Here is a 17,475-nt window from a genome sequence, read left to right on the forward strand (position 1 = left end):
ACTCTGCTCTAGATATACATAGCATAGTAATCATTGTAAATTTCTGTATTAGTCATGACTGTGAGTTCTATTTGTTTCTGTTCTTCATCTGTTGCCGAACTCGTAGCCTGGTCTAAGCTTTCTTGAGGAATAAAATCACCACAGTATTCATTCGCAGGTACAGCTGCATCCATCTTTTGGGGATAACTCAATTTGAGATTATTCATGATGGTAATGAATTGACTGCGGCTGCGATACTCGTTCCGAGTCGCTCCGCGAACGCTAAATCTGGGATTAAGCCGCTTTTCTTCGCCAATGGTGGGAACTGTACGTCCTTTATAGTCATGGGCAGGATATACCCAAGTATCATCTGGCAAGGTGAATAAGCGTTGTGTCACCACATCGTATAAAGTTCCAGCATCGCCTCCCTGAAAATCTGTGCGTCCACAACCACGAATAAATAAGGCATCACCAGTTAACAGATGGCTTTTGTTCGCCAAATATGCTATGTGACTGGCGGTGTGACCTGGCGTGGAAATTGTTTCGATGATTACCGATCCCACCTCTAGGATTTCGCCACCAACAAGGGAGCGATCGGCTTTTGTCAGTAGCGTAGCTTTAATCCCAGTTCATCCAATGATCCTAAATCGCGGTCAACTTGCTCTAATACAGGATCGACTAGAACAGCATCTCCTGTCTGGCGATCGCCAATTAAGTAAGTATAACTACTAGTTACAGGGTCAAAAAATTGCCGAAATAGGAAAGTTGACTGCGGTATCTCTTCTCCGTGACCTTTGCGGCCTCTGTGGTTCGTTTTCCGTTACCTGTGCGTAAGTCCTAATAATTATAACAAGTGATAAGGCTGGATCAGACATTAAACTAGTACATCTGTGAGAGCGATCGCTAATTAATAAATTGTCTAATTGCAATATGAAACTCAGAAATCGTTGAAGCTGCTAGAAATGCCGACTGCTTATAATTTTGTGAACTGGTTACATACAATATTGAATATCTGTCTTAATTCTATGAGGCTCCAAGAGAGTAATGATACTGAGAAGGTTAACCTTACTGAGTTTAGCCACAGTTTCCCCTGAGACAGATTATTCTTCAAAACGATACTGGCTTCCGATCAAGTATTCTTCGTTTAACTCAAAAGCTATCCATCGTCTCTGTAAATTTTCTGCAACAAACCCTGTTGTGTTTGAACCTGCAAACGGGTCTAGTACAAGATCATTCTCATCAGTTAAGAAATTAATAAAGAAATCGGCAAAAGATGCGGGAAAACGTGCCGGATGAGGTTTCATCCCTGTTTCTTTGCATTTACGCAGATAAGAACTGTTTGATTCTGTGTTAGCAGCCTCAATAAGATTAGGTGGAATTGCTCCTGAATTATCTTTTTGAAATTTTGTAGAAATATCGTGACCGCTAGGACGCAACTTAGCCTTATAGCCATTTTTGATTAACTGTTTCATGCTTTCACTGTAAGGCTTTAAGACTTTCCTATTGTCAGCTTTCGGATTTTCAATTTTTGACAACCACCAAACTACGTTAACTGAATCTTTAACTCGAATACGCCTAACAGTAACCCATTCTGCCGGAGTTGGCAGTCTTGCTGGATTGTAATGATAAAACTCTTGCGCTAAGAAAAAACCGACTTCTTTACAAAGGCGAACCAATAATTCGTATTGATATATGCTACGAACTGGATTACCAGGAAGATAAACACCTCCTAAATCAATAACAAATGAACCATTTTGAGTAAGTATTCTTTTAAATTCATATGCAAATGGAAGAAACCAGTTAACATATTTCTCTGCACTTTCGTTTCCATATTCCTTTTTACGGGTAAGTGCAAATGGAGGAGATGTCAAAATGAGATTTACACTACAATCTTTAATATTTTTTATAAGCTCAAGACTATCTCCTAAGTACGCTGCTCCATAAGTCTGAGTGTAATAGGGTTGAATGTTTACCTCTGATTGTCTAGTTATTTTTTGCTTCTGAAATAACCCTAATTGCTTGGAGCCTGCTTGAGCCATGCTTTTAAATAGTAATTATGTACTGTTATAATATCTCGATAGTAAAGATAGCACAACTTCAAACTCTTTTTTCATTTCTAACAGTCCAAAGGTAATCATGCAGAATAAGACTTGATTTTATGCAAACGTCTATGATAATCTTTCATTCATCCTTAAACTACAGTTATCTGATACACTAACCGTAGTTTTGAGTTTACAGTGTGCATTAAACGGGAATCACGCATTATGCCAAAAGATTGGTATGAATGGCACGACCTCTACGACACTGAGCCAAAATTGCAGCAGCGTCTAGAAATCGTGCAGGAATATATTGCTTACAGCTTGAATGCGTCGCCATCTGGAACTATCCGTGTCGTAAGTGTTTGCGCGGGTGATGGACGAGATTTACTAGGAACTTTAAAAAATCACCCTCGAAGAAATGACGTATATGCACGACTTGTTGAACTCAGCCCCCAGTTAGTTGAGCGTGGACGAGCAACTATAGAGTCTTTGGGTTTAGCCAAGCAAATTGAGATTATCAATGGTGATGCAACTCTTGCCACTAACTATGTAGGAGCAGTACCAGCAGATATTGTGATTGTGTGTGGTGTCTTTGGCAATCTTGAGGAAGCTGAACTCAATCGCTTACTAGATAACTTGAGTTTTCTGAGTAAACCGGATGCTTTTGTCATTTGGACTCGTGGACACTCCAACGGTATTACCTACTCTGACAATGTGCGGAAAATTTTAAGTGCATCTGGATTTGAAGAAGTAAACTTCAAGCTTACGGCTACAGGAGATATGGGTGTTGGTCTTCATCGATACCTTGGTGAGAATTTACCTCAACCCAAAGAACAACAGTTATTTGTGTTTTCCGGCGTTCCTAGTAAAGCGAGGTAAAAAATGTCAATTCAAAACACAGTGTCAACTTGGGAAGAAGTTTTAGAAACTGCTAGAAAAAATACCTCTGCGCGTAGGGTAAAGAGGACAGGACAATCTCCTTCTACTGCACCAATACCCAGCAGTTTACATAAACTTCCTCCAAATGCAGAACCGCCAGTCTTGCTTTATCGAGATACTAATTCCTGGTGTCCTTTCTGCGAACGAGTTTGGTTTGCTCTGGAAGAAAAGGAAATTCCCTTTGCAACGGAGTTTATTGATTTAAGTAATAAACCCAAATGGTACACTGACTTAGTTCCCACAACTCTTGTCCCAGCAGCCAAAATTGAGGGAAAGTTAGTATATGAATCCAAGGATATTCTCTTAGCTTTAGAAGAAAGGTTTCCACATCCAGCATTATTGCCTGAGAATTCAGAGGAAAACGCTGTTGCTAGGCAGTTGGTTGAAGAAGCTGAGACTAACGGTTTTAGAGAGATTGCGTACAAATTCCTGAGAGAAACACTTGTAGATGCTGATGAGTTGGCATTACAAGCAGCATTTGAGGCGAAGTTAGATGAACTTGAGCAAGCTTTGGCTAAATACCCCGGCCCCTACTTTGTCAGTACATTTAGCTTAGTAGACATTCTGTATAGCCCCCATTTAGATAGATTGGCGGCTAATTTACCTGTATATCGGGGATATCACCTCAAAGGAAATCCTCGCTTTCCTCGAATTAATGCTTGGTTTGACGCACTTAATCAGCGTCCTGCTTATCATAGAGTTAAATCGGATAATATTACCAATAATTTACTGTTGCGTCGCAGATGGGGTGTAGAACCGATTGGAAATCCCTTACCTCTGGATGTGGCAGATAGTGAGCAAATTCAATATCGAGCCGAAGCAGCTGAGAGATTGAGTGATAATCGGGAAGTTGCGATCGCAGATATTATCAAAAATTCTGGAGTCCAAGCAATAGCCGCAGACGGTGATATTACCACAATTAAGGACGCTGTTGATTTTCACCTGCGACAACTAGCTGATTATCTCATTCATGGCAATGGCGAAACTTTACCGGGTGGAAGGACTGGTGGTAAAAATAGCAGCGTTGATCCCATCTTCGCTGCTGTGGGTGCTATTACTTTCGCATATTTGAGAAATCGCATCTGCGCTCCTCGTGATATGAGTGCAGGTGCAGCAACGGCGTTTCGCGCTGCGATCGATAAATTGTTGACTTCTGTTTATTAATTTTGTGGGCGTTGCTGAAGGCAAAATGCGATCGCGCTCACTTGCTCCTATAGCAATGAAATCGAACAGAGTTTGCAATTCCGATGAGTTAGCTGTGACAGGAACCGAAAACTGAATATTCTACTCAAGGGATTTAAAATCCCATACACAACAGGTGTTTGTGTTTGGGTAACAGTCCCCCTTACAAAACGTAACTGTTTAATCATATCTGCAAAATGATTTAGATAAGATTACAATCGGTGGGCTACGTATAAAGTAGTTAAGTAACCTTTAGTAATTTTACCATTGAACTTGGTATTAATTAATTCAGCGATCGCATCAAAAAAACGCGCTTTTGTAATGCGATCTAAATTTATATGACCGGAGTAAGTATTTAAGAGATTGAGATAACTTGCACTGTTGTATGTTGTATCCCATCGATAAGAGCGATAAATTACTTCACCAAACAAACCTGTTTGCTCAATCTCACCTGTTTTATTAGGGACTTTCTGCTCGCGCAAAGGAGGCTCATCGTCTTTAACCAGTTGAGGAGCTAAACTTTGATATAGCTCCTGTACTTCTTCAAAGAAGCCATTACTAGCATCACTATATACATGTTCATTCCAAAATAGCGCGATCGCTCCTTTAGATGTGAGGGCAAGATCCGTTTTTTTGTAAGCAATACTTGGGTCAAGCCAGTGGAAAGCAGTCGCCGAAATCACTAAATCAAAAGCATTTTCTTGGATCGCCCAATCCTCAAAAGCGATGTTACGCACTTCTACTTGCGGATAAGCAGCCAGATTTTTTTGGGCAACTGTAGCAAGATTCTCACCCAATTCAATGCAGAGTATACGATAACCCCGGCGGGCAAAGGGCACAGTTGCCTGACCAGTACCACAACCAATCTCTAATATCCTTCCGTTTGGAGTGATTTCTGAAAGAGACACCACATCGTCAAAAAGCGCTTCTGGATATCCTGGTCGAACTCGATCGTACAACAGTGCTACTCGATCAAAAGTGGTTTTTAACTGACTTCTTTCATCTGTCATGTGTTTGCGATCATACCATAATTTGAGAAATGCTTAAGGCTTAACATCTATTGGAGTAAAAACAGCATACTGTTCACGAGAGAGAGTCGCATCCCTATATCCAGAAAGAAGGTAGCTGTAATGCTTGATATATTAGGATTTGAAAAAAGATTATACGGGAAGTTTCCGTATAATAAATAGTTATGTTTCAATGGAGAGAGTGATCCCGGAATCTTGGAATGACTAAAATTCTCATTGACAATGCAACTATCTCCAGTGTCCAAAGAGCGTTAGACAAAGCTCCCCTAAAGGAACCTGCACTTTTGGATATTGAGCATGTTGCTTTATCCAGGTTCAGTGAGGCTGTCTTACTCAGTGACGGTGTAATTATTCCCGACAACTATAAGGCTGAACTGACTGCAAGCAGGAAAGCCCTAATCAGTGGTGATCCTTTTCATTTTCAAAAGCTGAAGCAAAATGAGGATGCTGAGATTGTTGAAATTTGTAATTCCTTATTAGGAATCTGGCGAGAAGCATTCCATGCAGGCTCTGAGCGCTCTCTCTTCTCTGAATATTTCTCACAAGTCAATGCGTTTAGCAGCTTCATCTGGGAACACGCAAGCTCAGAATTCTTTTTGGTCTTTCGTGCTCATGGAATTAATAAGGAAAGCCCATTAATTGAAGCAGTTTTAGCTAGTCCTGCCAACGAGACACTAGGTTCAGAATTACAAATAATAGGTACTGATGGCAATGTAGTTGCATGGAATAAGCTTTCGAGACATGTGCAACGTATGCTTTCTGTAATGGGGTGGTTGGGGCATCAATATGTCTGGTATCAGATTTTCTCAGCTCAATATGATTGCTCTTACTTACCTCACCCATTGAGAGACTTCTTTGCATATGATTTTCTAAATCGTGTCAATCAAGGTGCTCAAAGTAAGTCTGCTTTTGCCAGTGCTTTTTCTGATGAAATAGGCAAATTCCAAGGCAGATTAAAAGATTCTCTTGAAGCACTTGGACAATCGGAGTCAGCAATCAGTATAAGCCTTCCTGGATTCCTTCCACTTCTGATCCGTGAGAGTTCTAATGGAAGTGATTTCATTTCAGTATTGCATCAAATGAGGCAAGAGCCTGAAGTAACTGAGTTGAGGGAAATGCTAAAGGACATTCAGCAGTCAATTGAGAAGGGCAATTATAAGCCTTTAGCGAAAATGAAAAAAGAAATAGAGGCTATAGGTAAGAATATTCTTATTGAAAAGGGATTAGAGGATCGTTTTATCAGAATTACTCCACCTACTACCATACTTGGAATCAAAGTTGAGGGCGATGACTCATCAATTAAGCTTCGTATTCCTTCAGTTTTATACAAGCAGTATTTTATTGGTAGAAAATATCGAGCTTTTGTGAAGCGAGTAATGGAAGAACTAGCAGTTCCTGCTCAGTATGGCAACCTCAAAACAAAGTTAAATAGTTATGCTTGGATTGAAGAGGATCGGTTCCCTAAATTCTATCTAAAACAAGATAGGTTCCCATCTAAGTTTCACAAGCCCTTTACCACAGGCAGTTTAGAGTCTTCTGAAGTGGAGAAACATAACAATTCAAATGCAACGGACAGTTGAGAGCCGCTGGTACTGAGTTCGAGGTTGTCAGCTGCCGCTGATTCGAGTCGTTAGACAGTTAGAGATTAGAGATGCTGCGCTGAGAGTTTATTTGTACTTGCAGCTAAGAGCTAATCTGTAGCAGTGACAGTAGTAGAAGGAAGAATTTAGTATCAATTTTTACATAAACAATCTGATTTACATAAGACATCTCCAGAAATTAAATATGCGTTCGCCAAAACCCTTTGTAGGGGCGAACGGTTGTTCGCCGTTCCTTCATTTTCGGAGATGTCTACTTTTTACTGATAACTGATAACAGCGATCGCAGCTCACACCAGACTAGTCTGGAAGAAGCGATTAACAGGGCGCGCTAGTCCGAGATTTTCACGCAGAGTCTTACCCTCATACTCTTTGCGAAAGATGCCACGCCGTTGGAGTTCTGGCACAACCTTGTCAACGAAATCGTTTAACCCTTCAGGAACAAACGGGAACATGATGTTGAAGCCATCAGAGCCTTCCTCAAACAGCCATTGCTCCATCTCATCGGCGATGGTTTGGGGTGTGCCGACGAAAGCCAACCCGCCATAACTGCCAACGCGTTGCGCCAGTTGTCGAATCGTCAAGTTCTCACGTTGCGCTAAGGCTATTACTCTTTCTCGTGAAGAGTGACCAGCGTTAGTCGGTGGGATTTCTGGCAAGGGGCCATCTGGATCAAAACCTGAAACATCGTAGCCAAGCGCACTATTTAAGCTAGAAATTCCACTGTCATAATGTACGAGGCTATCCAAATAAACACGCTTGGCTTGTGCCTCGGCAACGGTTTCTCCTACAACGACTAAAGCACCTGGAAGGATTTTTATACTGTCTGGGTCGCGTCCAATGGCCCGCGCCCGTCCCTTAATATCTGCAAATAAAGCCTTGCCAGCCTCCAGATTACCAGCAGGTGCAAACACAGCCTCGGCGGTTTCGGCGGCTAATTGCCGTCCGGCTTCGGATGCGCCAGCCTGAACGATTACTGGCCAGCCTTGGACAGGTCTGGCGATGTTCAATGGCCCCCGCACCGAGAGATATTTTCCTTGATGATTCAGAACGTGAAGCTTGTCGGGGTCAAAATAAATCCCGGCTTCCACATCTCGAATAAAGGCATCGTCAGCAAAGGAATCCCAAAGACCTGTGACCACATCATAAAATTCTCTCGCACGTCGATAGCGTTCATCATGCTCTATCTCTTCTTCTAAACCAAAGTTGAGTGCTGCGTCTGGATTGGCTGTGGTGACGATGTTCCAGCCAGCGCGACCGCCACTGATATGGTCGAGAGACGCGAAGCGACGCGCGATGTGGTAAGGCTGGTCATAGGTCGTGGAAGCGGTGGCTACTAGCCCGATGTGTTCGGTGACACTGGCGAGGGCAGACAGCAGGGTAAAAGGCTCGAAGGATGTGACAGTATGGCTGCGTTTCAAGGCGTTGATTGGCATATTCAGCACCGCTAAGTGGTCAGCCATAAAGAATGCGTCAAACTTGCCTTCTTCGAGTTTCTGGATGAATCGTTTCAGTGCTGGAAAGTTAAAATTAGCGTCAGGCAAAGCCCCAGGATAGCGCCAAGCGCCTGTATGTATGCTTACCGGGCGCATAAAAGCACCTAATTTTAATTGCTTTGTTCTGCTCATTATCCCTCCGTATGATGTTTAGAATGCAGGGGCGATCGCCCCTTTGTGATAGTTATTAATGTAGTCTTTCAACTTGGGATCGATAACCAACTGATTCAGTTTTTGGATATTAGGATCGTTTGCTTTTGATTGTACAGTTGCTAAACCCACCGCATAATTTTTGTTAGCTATGCCAATCTCATCTAACACAATGGGGTTTTGAGATACCTTTGCTTGCACAAGGAAGAATGCAGATATCACAGCTAAATCTAAATCGTCTAAGGCTCTAACAATAGCGTAATTATCTAACTCCTTAATTTGGATATTTTTGAGATGCTGTAATACTCCCCTGGCTTTTCTTTTCAATTGATGAATTTGATGTGTTTCAGGTTAGGGTTTTGGCACTGATTTTGCCTTTTTACCTTTGTTTTCAAGATTATTTTTGATATTTAACTAATAATTGGCATAACAACTACTGAAGAACCTTTTTTAAAACCTTCTAGGAAGTTGCGTAATTGATTAGACCTCTTGCAAAACTCTTTTTGCACTCTTGGGGCAAAGGGAAAAGGTAAAAGGGAAAGGGTTTTTTCTTATCCCTTTACCCTTTCCCCCTTACCCTTTTCCCGACAAATGCCAAGAAGTCTATTGTTAACACGTCGGGATGAAACAGTAATGGCTTAATATTTGCAATCATCTCGATAGAGTTTGGGGTTCCTGCCATCTATTTTTGCACCTATAATTAATGTACTGCAAGTCGGTAAATTTATAGTAGTATACTATGAGATTTGCATAGGTGAGGATAAAAAACAAGGTGTATCTTCCCCGTCCTTAAAAAAAGGAGGCAGTTACTAACCACCTCCTGACAAATTAAAGCTTGGATGGACTGAGAAATGCTTTGACAGCAGGCTAGAAACTCAGCTAGCTGCGGCTCAAAAACATAGTCAAGACCACTCCCAGGATAATCGATCCACCGCCAAGGATGAATGACCAGAAGCGATGGTAACTGTTGACGATAGTGCCATTTTCGCTCTGGAGTTGAATCAAATCCATCCAAGGCGCAACACCTCGACGGAACCAACCTACAGCTCCAACTTGTTCGCCTATCAAGCTTTGGACTCGCTTCATCCCAAACAGGAAATTGCCAATGGGGCCAAAGCGTGAAGCGTAATGCAGATAAAGCATTCCGCTACGATCTTGAATTTTTAAATCGGAACCAAATTTATAACCAGCGTCGCCACGACCAATAAGTTGACCTTCCAGTTTTGCCGGTTGTCCGCGTAACGGACTGGCATAAGGGTCTGACATCAGAGTGAGAATATCGGTTTCTGGTGCTTGCTTGTAGTCGGGGAACATCACCAAAGCTTTGATGAGAATTCCAATTCCTAAGCCAATTAGTGGCGCACCCAATACTAAACCTGTGTTTGGCGAATTTGACAACAAAATCACGCCTATTACCAAGCCAACTAAGAAACCAATTGTTTCAGCACCGTACAATACAACATCTAAAAAGAAGTTGCCGTAAAGCCTACTTTTATTAAGAGTTTTTCCTTCTCCAATAACTCGCCCCATATCAAACTCAGTCGGTAAACCCAATTGTTCAGCATAGTTGCTCAATGCACGAACTCGTTTACCTGTCAAGGGGTGAGTAGAATTTAATTCCATCCACCAGCCCCACGGGTTAAACATATCCCACAGAAAGACGCGACCGATTTTTTGGGTATCGGATGCAATGCGGTAAGCGGTTCCTGTGGAAGCGGCGGCTTTATGGTCATATATACCCAAGGCGCGAGTTCCTTCAATTAAACGGCTGGGTTCTTGTGTGCGCGAACCTTCTTCTAAAATTCCGTAGGCAATCTTCACTAAAGCGCGAGACAATCCATTGGGATTGCCCGTACTTTCGGCTGCAAAGTGGTCGGCAAAATATTCTCGTGTGCGGGAGAGGTACAGCACTAGATAAGTACCGATGACATAAAACACGTAAGCAACTAGGGCAGCAGTTTGCATTGCATCTTTAACTTTGCTATCACCACCACCGCGCCCAAATCTTCTGGCTGTGCTGTAAACCAAGTAACAAATTTGCACTAAGGTGGAAGCTACTGTCATCACTGCAAAGTCCCAGTGGACGATGTGCCCCAGTTCGTGAGCGTAAACGGTAGCAATTTCATCGTCATCGAGGTATGTGAAAAGTCCCTGACTGACGACTAAACGGGCGCTGTTCGGCAATGAGCCATAAGTAAAAGCCGTGGGGTTTTGGTCGTTAATGATTCCCAAACGCGGCGTTTTCAGCTTTTTCTGCTCGCAGACTTGGCGAATAACTTTAGCTGTTTCTGGACTGAGGGTTTCAACTTCTGCCAACTCTACCCAGCGAGTTTGGTAAAGCCAGCCTTGGGTTAAGTCCATGATGAATGGAGATATGAAAAAGGCGGCAATATTAAAAACTAGAGTAATACCAATAGCGATCGCTAGTCCTTGGAGTGGATTATCGCTACCCAAAATAAATACTAAGCTCAAACCTAAAGCTAACACCATGCCAAACAGCAAGGTCATGGTGACACCAGAAGCTAACGCCAAACTACCACCCACTCCCCCCATCGCTAATTTCATCCCAGTGGTAGCGGCGCGACCAGCTTTTTGGCTAACGTTAGATGGTGTCTGGCGCAAGGATTGACTAGCTTGTTCTGCCCAACTGCGAACCTGGGGATTTTCACTCATGATTAATTTTTGACACAGGGCTTTGGCTTTTTCGGTTTCGCCTGTGGCTTGATAGGCTTTCATCAGCCACATCTGTGCTGAAAGATAATCTGAGGAATTGTGTTCAGCGCAATCGCGGCAGAATTGTTCGAGTAATTCAGCCGCTTCTTGATAACGTTTTTGGTTTAAGGCATTTAACGCAGATTGCAATGACATAGGATCTCCCTACTAAAGGAGTGGTATTTGATCTATCAATACTCAATAGATCCAGCGATGTCACTGCAATTTCGTAAAAATTTAATTAATAACAGTATAAAATATCTATTTAAGTAAAAGACTAGAGAAACATATATTATTATGTCTCTCTAGCCTGGGGAACGCATAAATCATTTTTAAGACTTTCAAATCAAACCTGTAATAATACTTATAATATTTTTGCTGCGGTAAACTTACTACCTCTTTGTCCGTGTTTGATATTTACAGAATAGATGTTTTCAACCCAGCCTTGCTTCACCCGATTAGAGTAATTATTGATTACCCAAATGGTTCACCCGATTGGAGGAAGGCGAATGATGAACAGAACCTAATACTTTTGGGTTAATGGGGAAAGTGGGGTCCCCTCTGGGGATAAGGGGCGAGGGGAAAGGGGAAAGGGAAAAGGTTTGAATTTATCTTTCCCCAGACTAAAAGAGAGATTATTGGGTTTATCCGACAACTATTGGAACATAACCTGAGATTGATAAGATGAGGAAAAGGTAAAGATTTGTACTATGACTATTTTTGATATTGCTTCTCCCCTAACTGCGATCGCCGGACAAACTCGCCAAGCTGCAAGTAAGCTAGCAATTCTCTCCACGGAGGCAAAAAATCAGGCACTTGTGGCGATCGCCCAAGCTTTAGAATCATCTAAAGATGAAATTTTACAAGCAAATGTTGCTGATTGTAAAGCTGCTACTGCTGAAGGAATTCCCCAACCACTTTATAAGCGCTTGCAGTTGGATGAACATAAATTAAGAGATGCGATCGCTGGGGTACGAGATGTTGGTAAGCTAGCCGATCCAATTGGTAAAGTGCAGATTCACCGCGAACTTGACACTGGCTTAATTCTCAAGCGCATCACCTGTCCTTTAGGTGTTTTGGGAATTATTTTTGAAGCACGTCCAGAAGCAGCGATTCAAATTGTTTCTTTAGCAATCAAATCGGGAAATGGTGTAATTCTCAAATGTGGAAAGGAAGCAGTACGTTCTTGTGAAGCGATAGTGAAAGCTATTAAACAAGGATTATCGCAAACTGCTGTTAATCCAGATGCGGTACAGTTGCTCACAACTAGAGAAGAAACTCTAGAACTTTTGAAATTAGATAAATATGTAGATTTAATTATTCCTAGAGGTTCTAATTCCTTTGTCAGATTTGTGCAGGAAAATACTCGTATTCCGGTACTAGGTCACGCCGACGGAATTTGTCATCTTTATATAGATAAAGCCGCCGATATTTCTAAAGCAGTTCCGATTACCGTCGATGCTAAAGCACAATATCCTGCTGTTTGTAATGCAATTGAAACTTTGCTAGTTCACCAATCAATTGCTAGAGAATTTTTACCGAAAGTTGCTGAGGCTTTGGAAGAACGCCATGTAGAATTAAGAGGCGATCGACGCACCTTGCAAATTTTACCTAACATCGTACCTGCAACAGAGATAGACTGGGAAACAGAATACAGCGATTTTATTTTATCGATCAAGATTGTAGACTCTATAGAAGATGCGATCGCACATATTAACAAATATGGTTCCCGGCATACTGATGCGATTATCTCTGAAGATTCTGCGGCTGTAGAAAGTTTCTTTGGACTTGTGAATTCAGCTAATATATTCCACAATTGTTCTACCCGCTTTGCTGATGGTTTCCGCTATGGTTTCGGTGCAGAAGTAGGAATTAGTACGCAACAAATGCCTCCCCGTGGCCCCGTTGGTTTAGAAGGATTAGTCACATACAAATATCAAATGACTGGCGATGGACATATTGTAGCTACTTACACCGGGGCGAATGCTAAAGCTTTTACTCATCGAGACTTAGTGTAAAATATCCTCACATATAGCAGTCCTAAATCATTTGTGAGAATAAAAATCGCTGAAAGGCTTTAAAATACGTACTTTTATTCTCTACATTTTCTCACTTTGATTCGGATTGCTATATCTCTGCTAAAGCGGTTCTGGAGGTACAAATAAAATGACTTTTTTATTATTTGCCATCCTGTTGGCAATTAACTTAGGTGCTGGATGTTATTTGACTCTAGCTAATCCTCTAAAAGTCTCAGAGCAAACATCAACTAAACTTATTTTTATTATTCGACCAAAAGTATTTTTAGGTGTAGGAATATTTTTTAGTCAATTATTTGTTTTATTTTTATTTGCGAGTATTGTATATACACCTATTACACAAATTGTCTGCAATCGTTATCCAAACAATATATCTACTTCAAATATTGATTTGATTGCGGGACAAAATACTCTAACTGGAATGTGTAAGCTAACAGAAAACTATTGGTTTGGTAAAGAAAAAAGTGAAGTGCTAGTTTCTGAGTTACTAGAGGCTAAATTGGAAACAGAGATGCAAACCGATAGTCAAGTTAAGCCTAGATATTCATATAAAATTTTACTATTAACTGATAAAAATAGCTTTCCTTTTACAGATAGAACATACCCAAAATTTAAACTTGAAGAATTACAATCAATAGTATTAATAATTAACAAATTTTTGAAAAACCCTACAGAGAAGAATTTAGCGGTTATACTTGATGACACTTTTCTGGGTTACATTGTTGTCAGGTTTACTGTATTCTGTGGAATATTGGCGTTGCTAGTAGCGTCACCAGGTTTATTTATCACTTGTAACCTTGACAAGGAAACAAATACTGTAAAGCTTAGTCGTTACAAGTGGTTTGGAACGTTAGGAAAAACAGTTTTTCAATATTCTTTGAACGAAATTACTGATGTTAAGCTTGAACGGATTGATACTAGTATAGACGAATACTTTTTTCGGGTTATTTTAGTACTAGAATCGGGTGATAATCTACCATTAACGCCCAATTATACTTCAAATTATATAAATGGAGATTTTATAGTTAGAGTAACTAAAGATTTTCTGGAACTAAAACATAAAGATAGTGTTAGATAAAAGCGTAGGATTGGTAGACTCATTTTAGTGATTGAGTGTTGTAAAATAGTCTGCGGCTGATAAATTAGCTATTAAACTAAGGCTTTCAATAACGCCTGAAGTTTAAGCTGCACCTCTGCAAACTCTTTGTGAGGATCGGAGCCAGCCACGATCCCAGCACTAGCATACAATTTCGCGCGATCGCCGTATTTAAAATTTATGTAACAGCAAAATCAGTATACTTTCTGACTTCGGTAGGTTGAAAGGCTAGAACGATACGATCTTTAGGAATGCCGACACTGACGAGTTCATTAGCGATACCATCTTCGGTGCCATCTCTTTGAATCCAAATTTTCTCGTTGATAATATTAATGTGGATAAGGCACCCATGTACCCGTTGTTTGTTTTCCCAGCCAAGTGTAAGTAGTAGGTAATGGTTTGCATTTTCATCAATAATTAGCTGTCTTTCTAGTTCTCCATGAGCGTAGGGAAGTTGGGCGTATTCAGTTAATGTTTTTTCAATTATTTTGCGATAATTATCTAAGGTATCCATCAGAATTGTGGTAAATATCTTTAGCTGGCATACAAGATTAGTAATTAACTTTAAACTAACGCTTTCAGTAACGCCTGAAGTTTCAGCTGCACCTCTGCAAATTCCCTATCAGGATCGGAACCAGCCACGATACCAGCACCAGCATACAATCTTGCGCGATCGCCATCAATCAATGCTGAACGAATTCCCACAATAAACTCACAGTTTCCCTGAGAATCTATCCAACCTAAAGGTGCAGCATATAAACCTCTCTCGAAGCTTTCATAACGACGAATTTCGGCACAAGCAACATCTCGTGCTGCACCTGCAACGGCTGGTGTAGGATGCAATTGTCCGACAATCTTTAATGGGTGTATGTCAGCGGGAACTATTGCACTGATTGGTGTCCACAAATGCTGGATATTCGATAATTGTCGCAGTCTGGGTGCTAATATTTGCGGTAATAAACCTAGTTGGCATAGTCGTTGTGTAATGAAATCAAGCACTAGTGAATGTTCGTGCTTTTCTTTTTCACTATTTAGTAAGCTATTGGCATTAGCTGCATCTTCAGCAGGGGTTTTGCCTCGTGGTGCAGAACCAGCTAAAGCATCAGTAATTAACTGTTGATTATTAATACTAATTAATCTTTCTGGACTTGCGCCAATAAAATTTTGTCCTTTGCCATTACTTGTAGAAAAAATATAACAGTTAGGATGATTTTGTCTAAGATTATTTAATGATTTAACTAAGCTAAAGTGGTTGTTTGATTTTACATCTAATATATCTGCTAGCACAATCTTACTTAAATGAGTAGACCGAATTTTTTCCAAAACAGATACTACTGAACGTTTAAATTGGGCAGAATTTGTGACAGATTTTTTATATAATTTTGTAGGAAAATAATCAATATGAGCAGAGTAATTTTCTAAAGATTGGATAAATTCCATTTTATTTTGAATTTTCTCCAACAATCTTTCAATATTTACATTTGGATTGATAATTATATTTGTTACTAATATGCAACGTTGATTTTTTACAGCTACTTGCCAACGTGGAAGAAAAATGGTAGCAGATGGAAATGGATAATCTACTTGGGCATTTTTATCAAAAAAGCTGAAATAGCAAAAAAAGTGAGGCCCAGAAAAAGGTTGGTTTGCGTTACCAAAATTAATTATATTTTTTAGACAAGATTTGATAAAATATTCTGTTTGAGTAAAACGCTCTGAGCCATCGATCTGTAATTTTGCTACAGCATCAATTGCCGCGATCGCTTCTCCTTTACCTCTATCCTCAAAGTAAAAATTTATTTCATTTGCTTGTGTAAGTTTATCCAATACAAGTAAAGGGTCAACTAAATCAATTTCTTGGGAGACACTGACAATTTGTCTGCAATTATTTTTGACGCACTTTTCTTGCACTGCTACCAGAAATTGATATAAATCTTTGTGCTTTACAAAGAAGTTGCTACGACATGGTAAAACTGTCATGGATTTAACGATAGTAAATTTTTTTTAAGTTCACTTCCTAAAGTGTAATTAATCGTGGTCGTATTTTTACAGGTAACATATTAAGTTACTATTTCACCAGCGTAGAGTTTGCTTTATTTGTGGTGTTCTCAGACTATGATAAGACAGTTTCAGCCTAAGACTGCAACGTGAGGGTGAGTGTTAACAACACAAGGTTAAGAAGCCATAGTAAAAGTGACAGTTGTTTGTATATCACCCATATCTAGCGTCTCTTGAAATCATAAAATCTCAAGTGTGAGTAATATTCCGGTAATTTAATTAATCACAACTAATGACTACCAAGCAAATTTTATATCCCGACACTAAGTTATGGATGGCAGCGATTAAACCGCCAATGTATAGCGTTGCCATTATGCCCATTTGGGTGGGAACAGCAGTAGCATTTGCCGAAACGAAAATTTTCAATGGTGTAGTATTTTCTACTTTTGTAGCTGCGGCAATCTTAATTCTTGCTTGGGAAAATATCAGTAATGATGTGTTTGATTCCGAAACAGGTATCGATCAAAATAAACACCATTCTCTGGTGAATTTAACAGGCAATAAACCATTAATATTTTGGATAGGAAATTTGTGTTTAGGTTTGGGATTGCTGGGCATACTAGCGATCGCCTTTTGGCAACATGACCTAACTGTTATCGGTATAATACTGCTGTGCTGCGGTTTAGGCTACACGTACCAAGGACCTCCCTTTCGCTTAGGATATCAGGGTTTAGGCGAGATTATTTGCTTTTTTGCCTTTGGCCCCTTAGCAGTGGAGGCAGCCTACTACAGCCAAACCCAAACTTGGTCAATGACAAGTTTAGCAGCTTCAGTAATTGTCGGAATTGCCACAACCTTAATTTTATTCTGCTCGCACTTTCACCAAGTTAAGGATGACATAGCCGCAGGCAAGCGATCGCCTATCGTCCGTCTGGGAACCCAAAAAGGGGCCAAACTCCTAGTTTGGTTTACTGGTAGCATTTATCCCCTCACCTTGCTATTTGTGCTATTGGGGATTTTTCCAGTTTGGACGTTACTAAGTTGGGTAAGTTTACCCTTTGCTGTCAAATTATGCCGCCACGTCCAAGAAAATCACAACTACCCCGACAAAGTTAGTAACTGTAAATTCATTGCCGTAGCTGTGCATTTCTGGGCTTGCTTGCTGTTGGGATTGGGATTTATGCTTTAGGGCATTGGGCATGGGGCATTGGGTATGGGGCAT

The 17,475-nt window shown here is 40.6% G+C and carries 13 protein-coding genes and 1 pseudogene; 6 read left to right on the forward strand and 8 right to left on the reverse strand.

Going from position 1 to position 17,475, the window contains the following annotated elements; all coding sequences use genetic code 11:
* Positions 1-8 precede the first annotated feature (8 nt).
* Both NSTC731_RS09520 and NSTC731_RS09525 read right to left on the reverse strand, forming a co-directional pair.
* A pseudogene (locus NSTC731_RS09520) lies at positions 9-757 on the reverse strand (MBL fold metallo-hydrolase).
* Positions 758-1,079: 322 nt separating this feature from the next.
* Positions 1,080-2,018, reverse strand: coding sequence for a DNA-methyltransferase (locus NSTC731_RS09525; RefSeq protein WP_445630596.1), 939 nt, complete (start codon positions 2,016-2,018; stop codon positions 1,080-1,082).
* A 225-nt stretch (positions 2,019-2,243) separates the two neighbouring features.
* On the opposite strand from NSTC731_RS09525, the gene NSTC731_RS09530 reads away from it, so the two are divergent.
* Entirely contained in the window at positions 2,244-2,897 is a 654-nt protein-coding gene (locus tag NSTC731_RS09530) for a class I SAM-dependent methyltransferase family protein (RefSeq protein ID WP_445630597.1), read from the forward strand.
* 3 nt (positions 2,898-2,900) lie between these two features.
* Positions 2,901-4,121: a glutathione S-transferase family protein gene (locus NSTC731_RS09535; RefSeq protein WP_445630598.1), complete on the forward strand. Its 1,221-nt coding sequence runs from the start codon at positions 2,901-2,903 to the stop codon at positions 4,119-4,121.
* A gap of 230 nt (positions 4,122-4,351) precedes the next feature.
* On the opposite strand, the gene NSTC731_RS09540 is transcribed toward NSTC731_RS09535, so the two are convergent.
* On the reverse strand, positions 4,352-5,149 hold the full coding sequence (locus tag NSTC731_RS09540; RefSeq protein ID WP_445630599.1) for a class I SAM-dependent methyltransferase: 798 nt from the start codon (positions 5,147-5,149) through the stop codon (positions 4,352-4,354).
* A gap of 218 nt (positions 5,150-5,367) precedes the next feature.
* On the opposite strand from NSTC731_RS09540, the gene NSTC731_RS09545 reads away from it, so the two are divergent.
* Positions 5,368-6,747 carry a hypothetical protein gene (locus NSTC731_RS09545; protein WP_445630600.1) on the forward strand — a complete coding sequence of 460 codons (1,380 nt, stop codon included), beginning with the start codon at positions 5,368-5,370 and terminating at the stop codon, positions 6,745-6,747.
* Positions 6,748-7,055: 308 nt separating this feature from the next.
* Here NSTC731_RS09545 and NSTC731_RS09550 read toward each other — a convergent pair whose 3' ends face one another.
* From NSTC731_RS09550 to NSTC731_RS09560, 3 genes are all read right to left on the reverse strand, one after another.
* On the reverse strand, positions 7,056-8,393 hold the full coding sequence (locus NSTC731_RS09550; protein ID WP_445630601.1) for an LLM class flavin-dependent oxidoreductase: 1,338 nt from the start codon (positions 8,391-8,393) through the stop codon (positions 7,056-7,058).
* Positions 8,394-8,411: 18 nt separating this feature from the next.
* Positions 8,412-8,738 (reverse strand): MetQ/NlpA family ABC transporter substrate-binding protein, encoded by a 327-nt coding sequence (locus NSTC731_RS09555; protein ID WP_445630602.1) that lies wholly within the window; start codon positions 8,736-8,738, stop codon positions 8,412-8,414.
* A gap of 552 nt (positions 8,739-9,290) precedes the next feature.
* Positions 9,291-11,279 carry a M48 family metalloprotease gene (locus NSTC731_RS09560; RefSeq protein WP_445630603.1) on the reverse strand — a complete coding sequence of 663 codons (1,989 nt, stop codon included), beginning with the start codon at positions 11,277-11,279 and terminating at the stop codon, positions 9,291-9,293.
* A gap of 554 nt (positions 11,280-11,833) precedes the next feature.
* Between NSTC731_RS09560 and NSTC731_RS09565 the strand changes: the two genes are divergently transcribed.
* Positions 11,834-13,141, forward strand: a complete 1,308-nt coding sequence (locus tag NSTC731_RS09565; RefSeq protein ID WP_445630604.1) for a glutamate-5-semialdehyde dehydrogenase — start codon at positions 11,834-11,836, stop codon at positions 13,139-13,141.
* A 148-nt stretch (positions 13,142-13,289) separates the two neighbouring features.
* Positions 13,290-14,237: a hypothetical protein gene (locus NSTC731_RS09570; protein WP_445630605.1), complete on the forward strand. Its 948-nt coding sequence runs from the start codon at positions 13,290-13,292 to the stop codon at positions 14,235-14,237.
* A gap of 196 nt (positions 14,238-14,433) precedes the next feature.
* On the opposite strand, the gene NSTC731_RS09575 is transcribed toward NSTC731_RS09570, so the two are convergent.
* Positions 14,434-14,769: a XisI protein gene (locus tag NSTC731_RS09575; protein ID WP_445630606.1), complete on the reverse strand. Its 336-nt coding sequence runs from the start codon at positions 14,767-14,769 to the stop codon at positions 14,434-14,436.
* Positions 14,770-14,819: 50 nt separating this feature from the next.
* A complete protein-coding gene (locus tag NSTC731_RS09580; protein WP_445630607.1) occupies positions 14,820-16,235 on the reverse strand; it encodes an isochorismate synthase in 1,416 nt (471 codons plus the stop codon).
* 310 nt (positions 16,236-16,545) lie between these two features.
* On the opposite strand from NSTC731_RS09580, the gene menA reads away from it, so the two are divergent.
* Positions 16,546-17,442 carry a 2-carboxy-1,4-naphthoquinone phytyltransferase gene (gene menA / locus NSTC731_RS09585; protein ID WP_445630608.1) on the forward strand — a complete coding sequence of 299 codons (897 nt, stop codon included), beginning with the start codon at positions 16,546-16,548 and terminating at the stop codon, positions 17,440-17,442.
* Positions 17,443-17,475: the final 33 nt, after the last annotated feature.

Source organism: Nostoc sp. DSM 114167 (assembly GCF_052692655.1).

Bases quoted from the DNA above. Each gene is read 5' to 3' on its own strand.
- NSTC731_RS09565 (WP_445630604.1), top strand. From the start codon at position 11,834: ATGACTATTTTTGATATTGCTTCTCCCCTAACTGCGATCGCCGGACAA.
- NSTC731_RS09580 (WP_445630607.1), bottom strand. From the start codon at position 16,235: ATGACAGTTTTACCATGTCGTAGCAACTTCTTTGTAAAGCACAAAGAT.
- NSTC731_RS09550 (WP_445630601.1), bottom strand. From the start codon at position 8,393: ATGAGCAGAACAAAGCAATTAAAATTAGGTGCTTTTATGCGCCCGGTA.
- NSTC731_RS09560 (WP_445630603.1), bottom strand. From the start codon at position 11,279: ATGTCATTGCAATCTGCGTTAAATGCCTTAAACCAAAAACGTTATCAA.
- NSTC731_RS09525 (WP_445630596.1), bottom strand. From the start codon at position 2,018: ATGGCTCAAGCAGGCTCCAAGCAATTAGGGTTATTTCAGAAGCAAAAA.
- NSTC731_RS09535 (WP_445630598.1), top strand. From the start codon at position 2,901: ATGTCAATTCAAAACACAGTGTCAACTTGGGAAGAAGTTTTAGAAACT.
- NSTC731_RS09530 (WP_445630597.1), top strand. From the start codon at position 2,244: ATGCCAAAAGATTGGTATGAATGGCACGACCTCTACGACACTGAGCCA.
- NSTC731_RS09575 (WP_445630606.1), bottom strand. From the start codon at position 14,769: ATGGATACCTTAGATAATTATCGCAAAATAATTGAAAAAACATTAACT.
- menA (WP_445630608.1), top strand. From the start codon at position 16,546: ATGACTACCAAGCAAATTTTATATCCCGACACTAAGTTATGGATGGCA.
- NSTC731_RS09545 (WP_445630600.1), top strand. From the start codon at position 5,368: ATGACTAAAATTCTCATTGACAATGCAACTATCTCCAGTGTCCAAAGA.
- NSTC731_RS09540 (WP_445630599.1), bottom strand. From the start codon at position 5,149: ATGACAGATGAAAGAAGTCAGTTAAAAACCACTTTTGATCGAGTAGCA.
- NSTC731_RS09570 (WP_445630605.1), top strand. From the start codon at position 13,290: ATGACTTTTTTATTATTTGCCATCCTGTTGGCAATTAACTTAGGTGCT.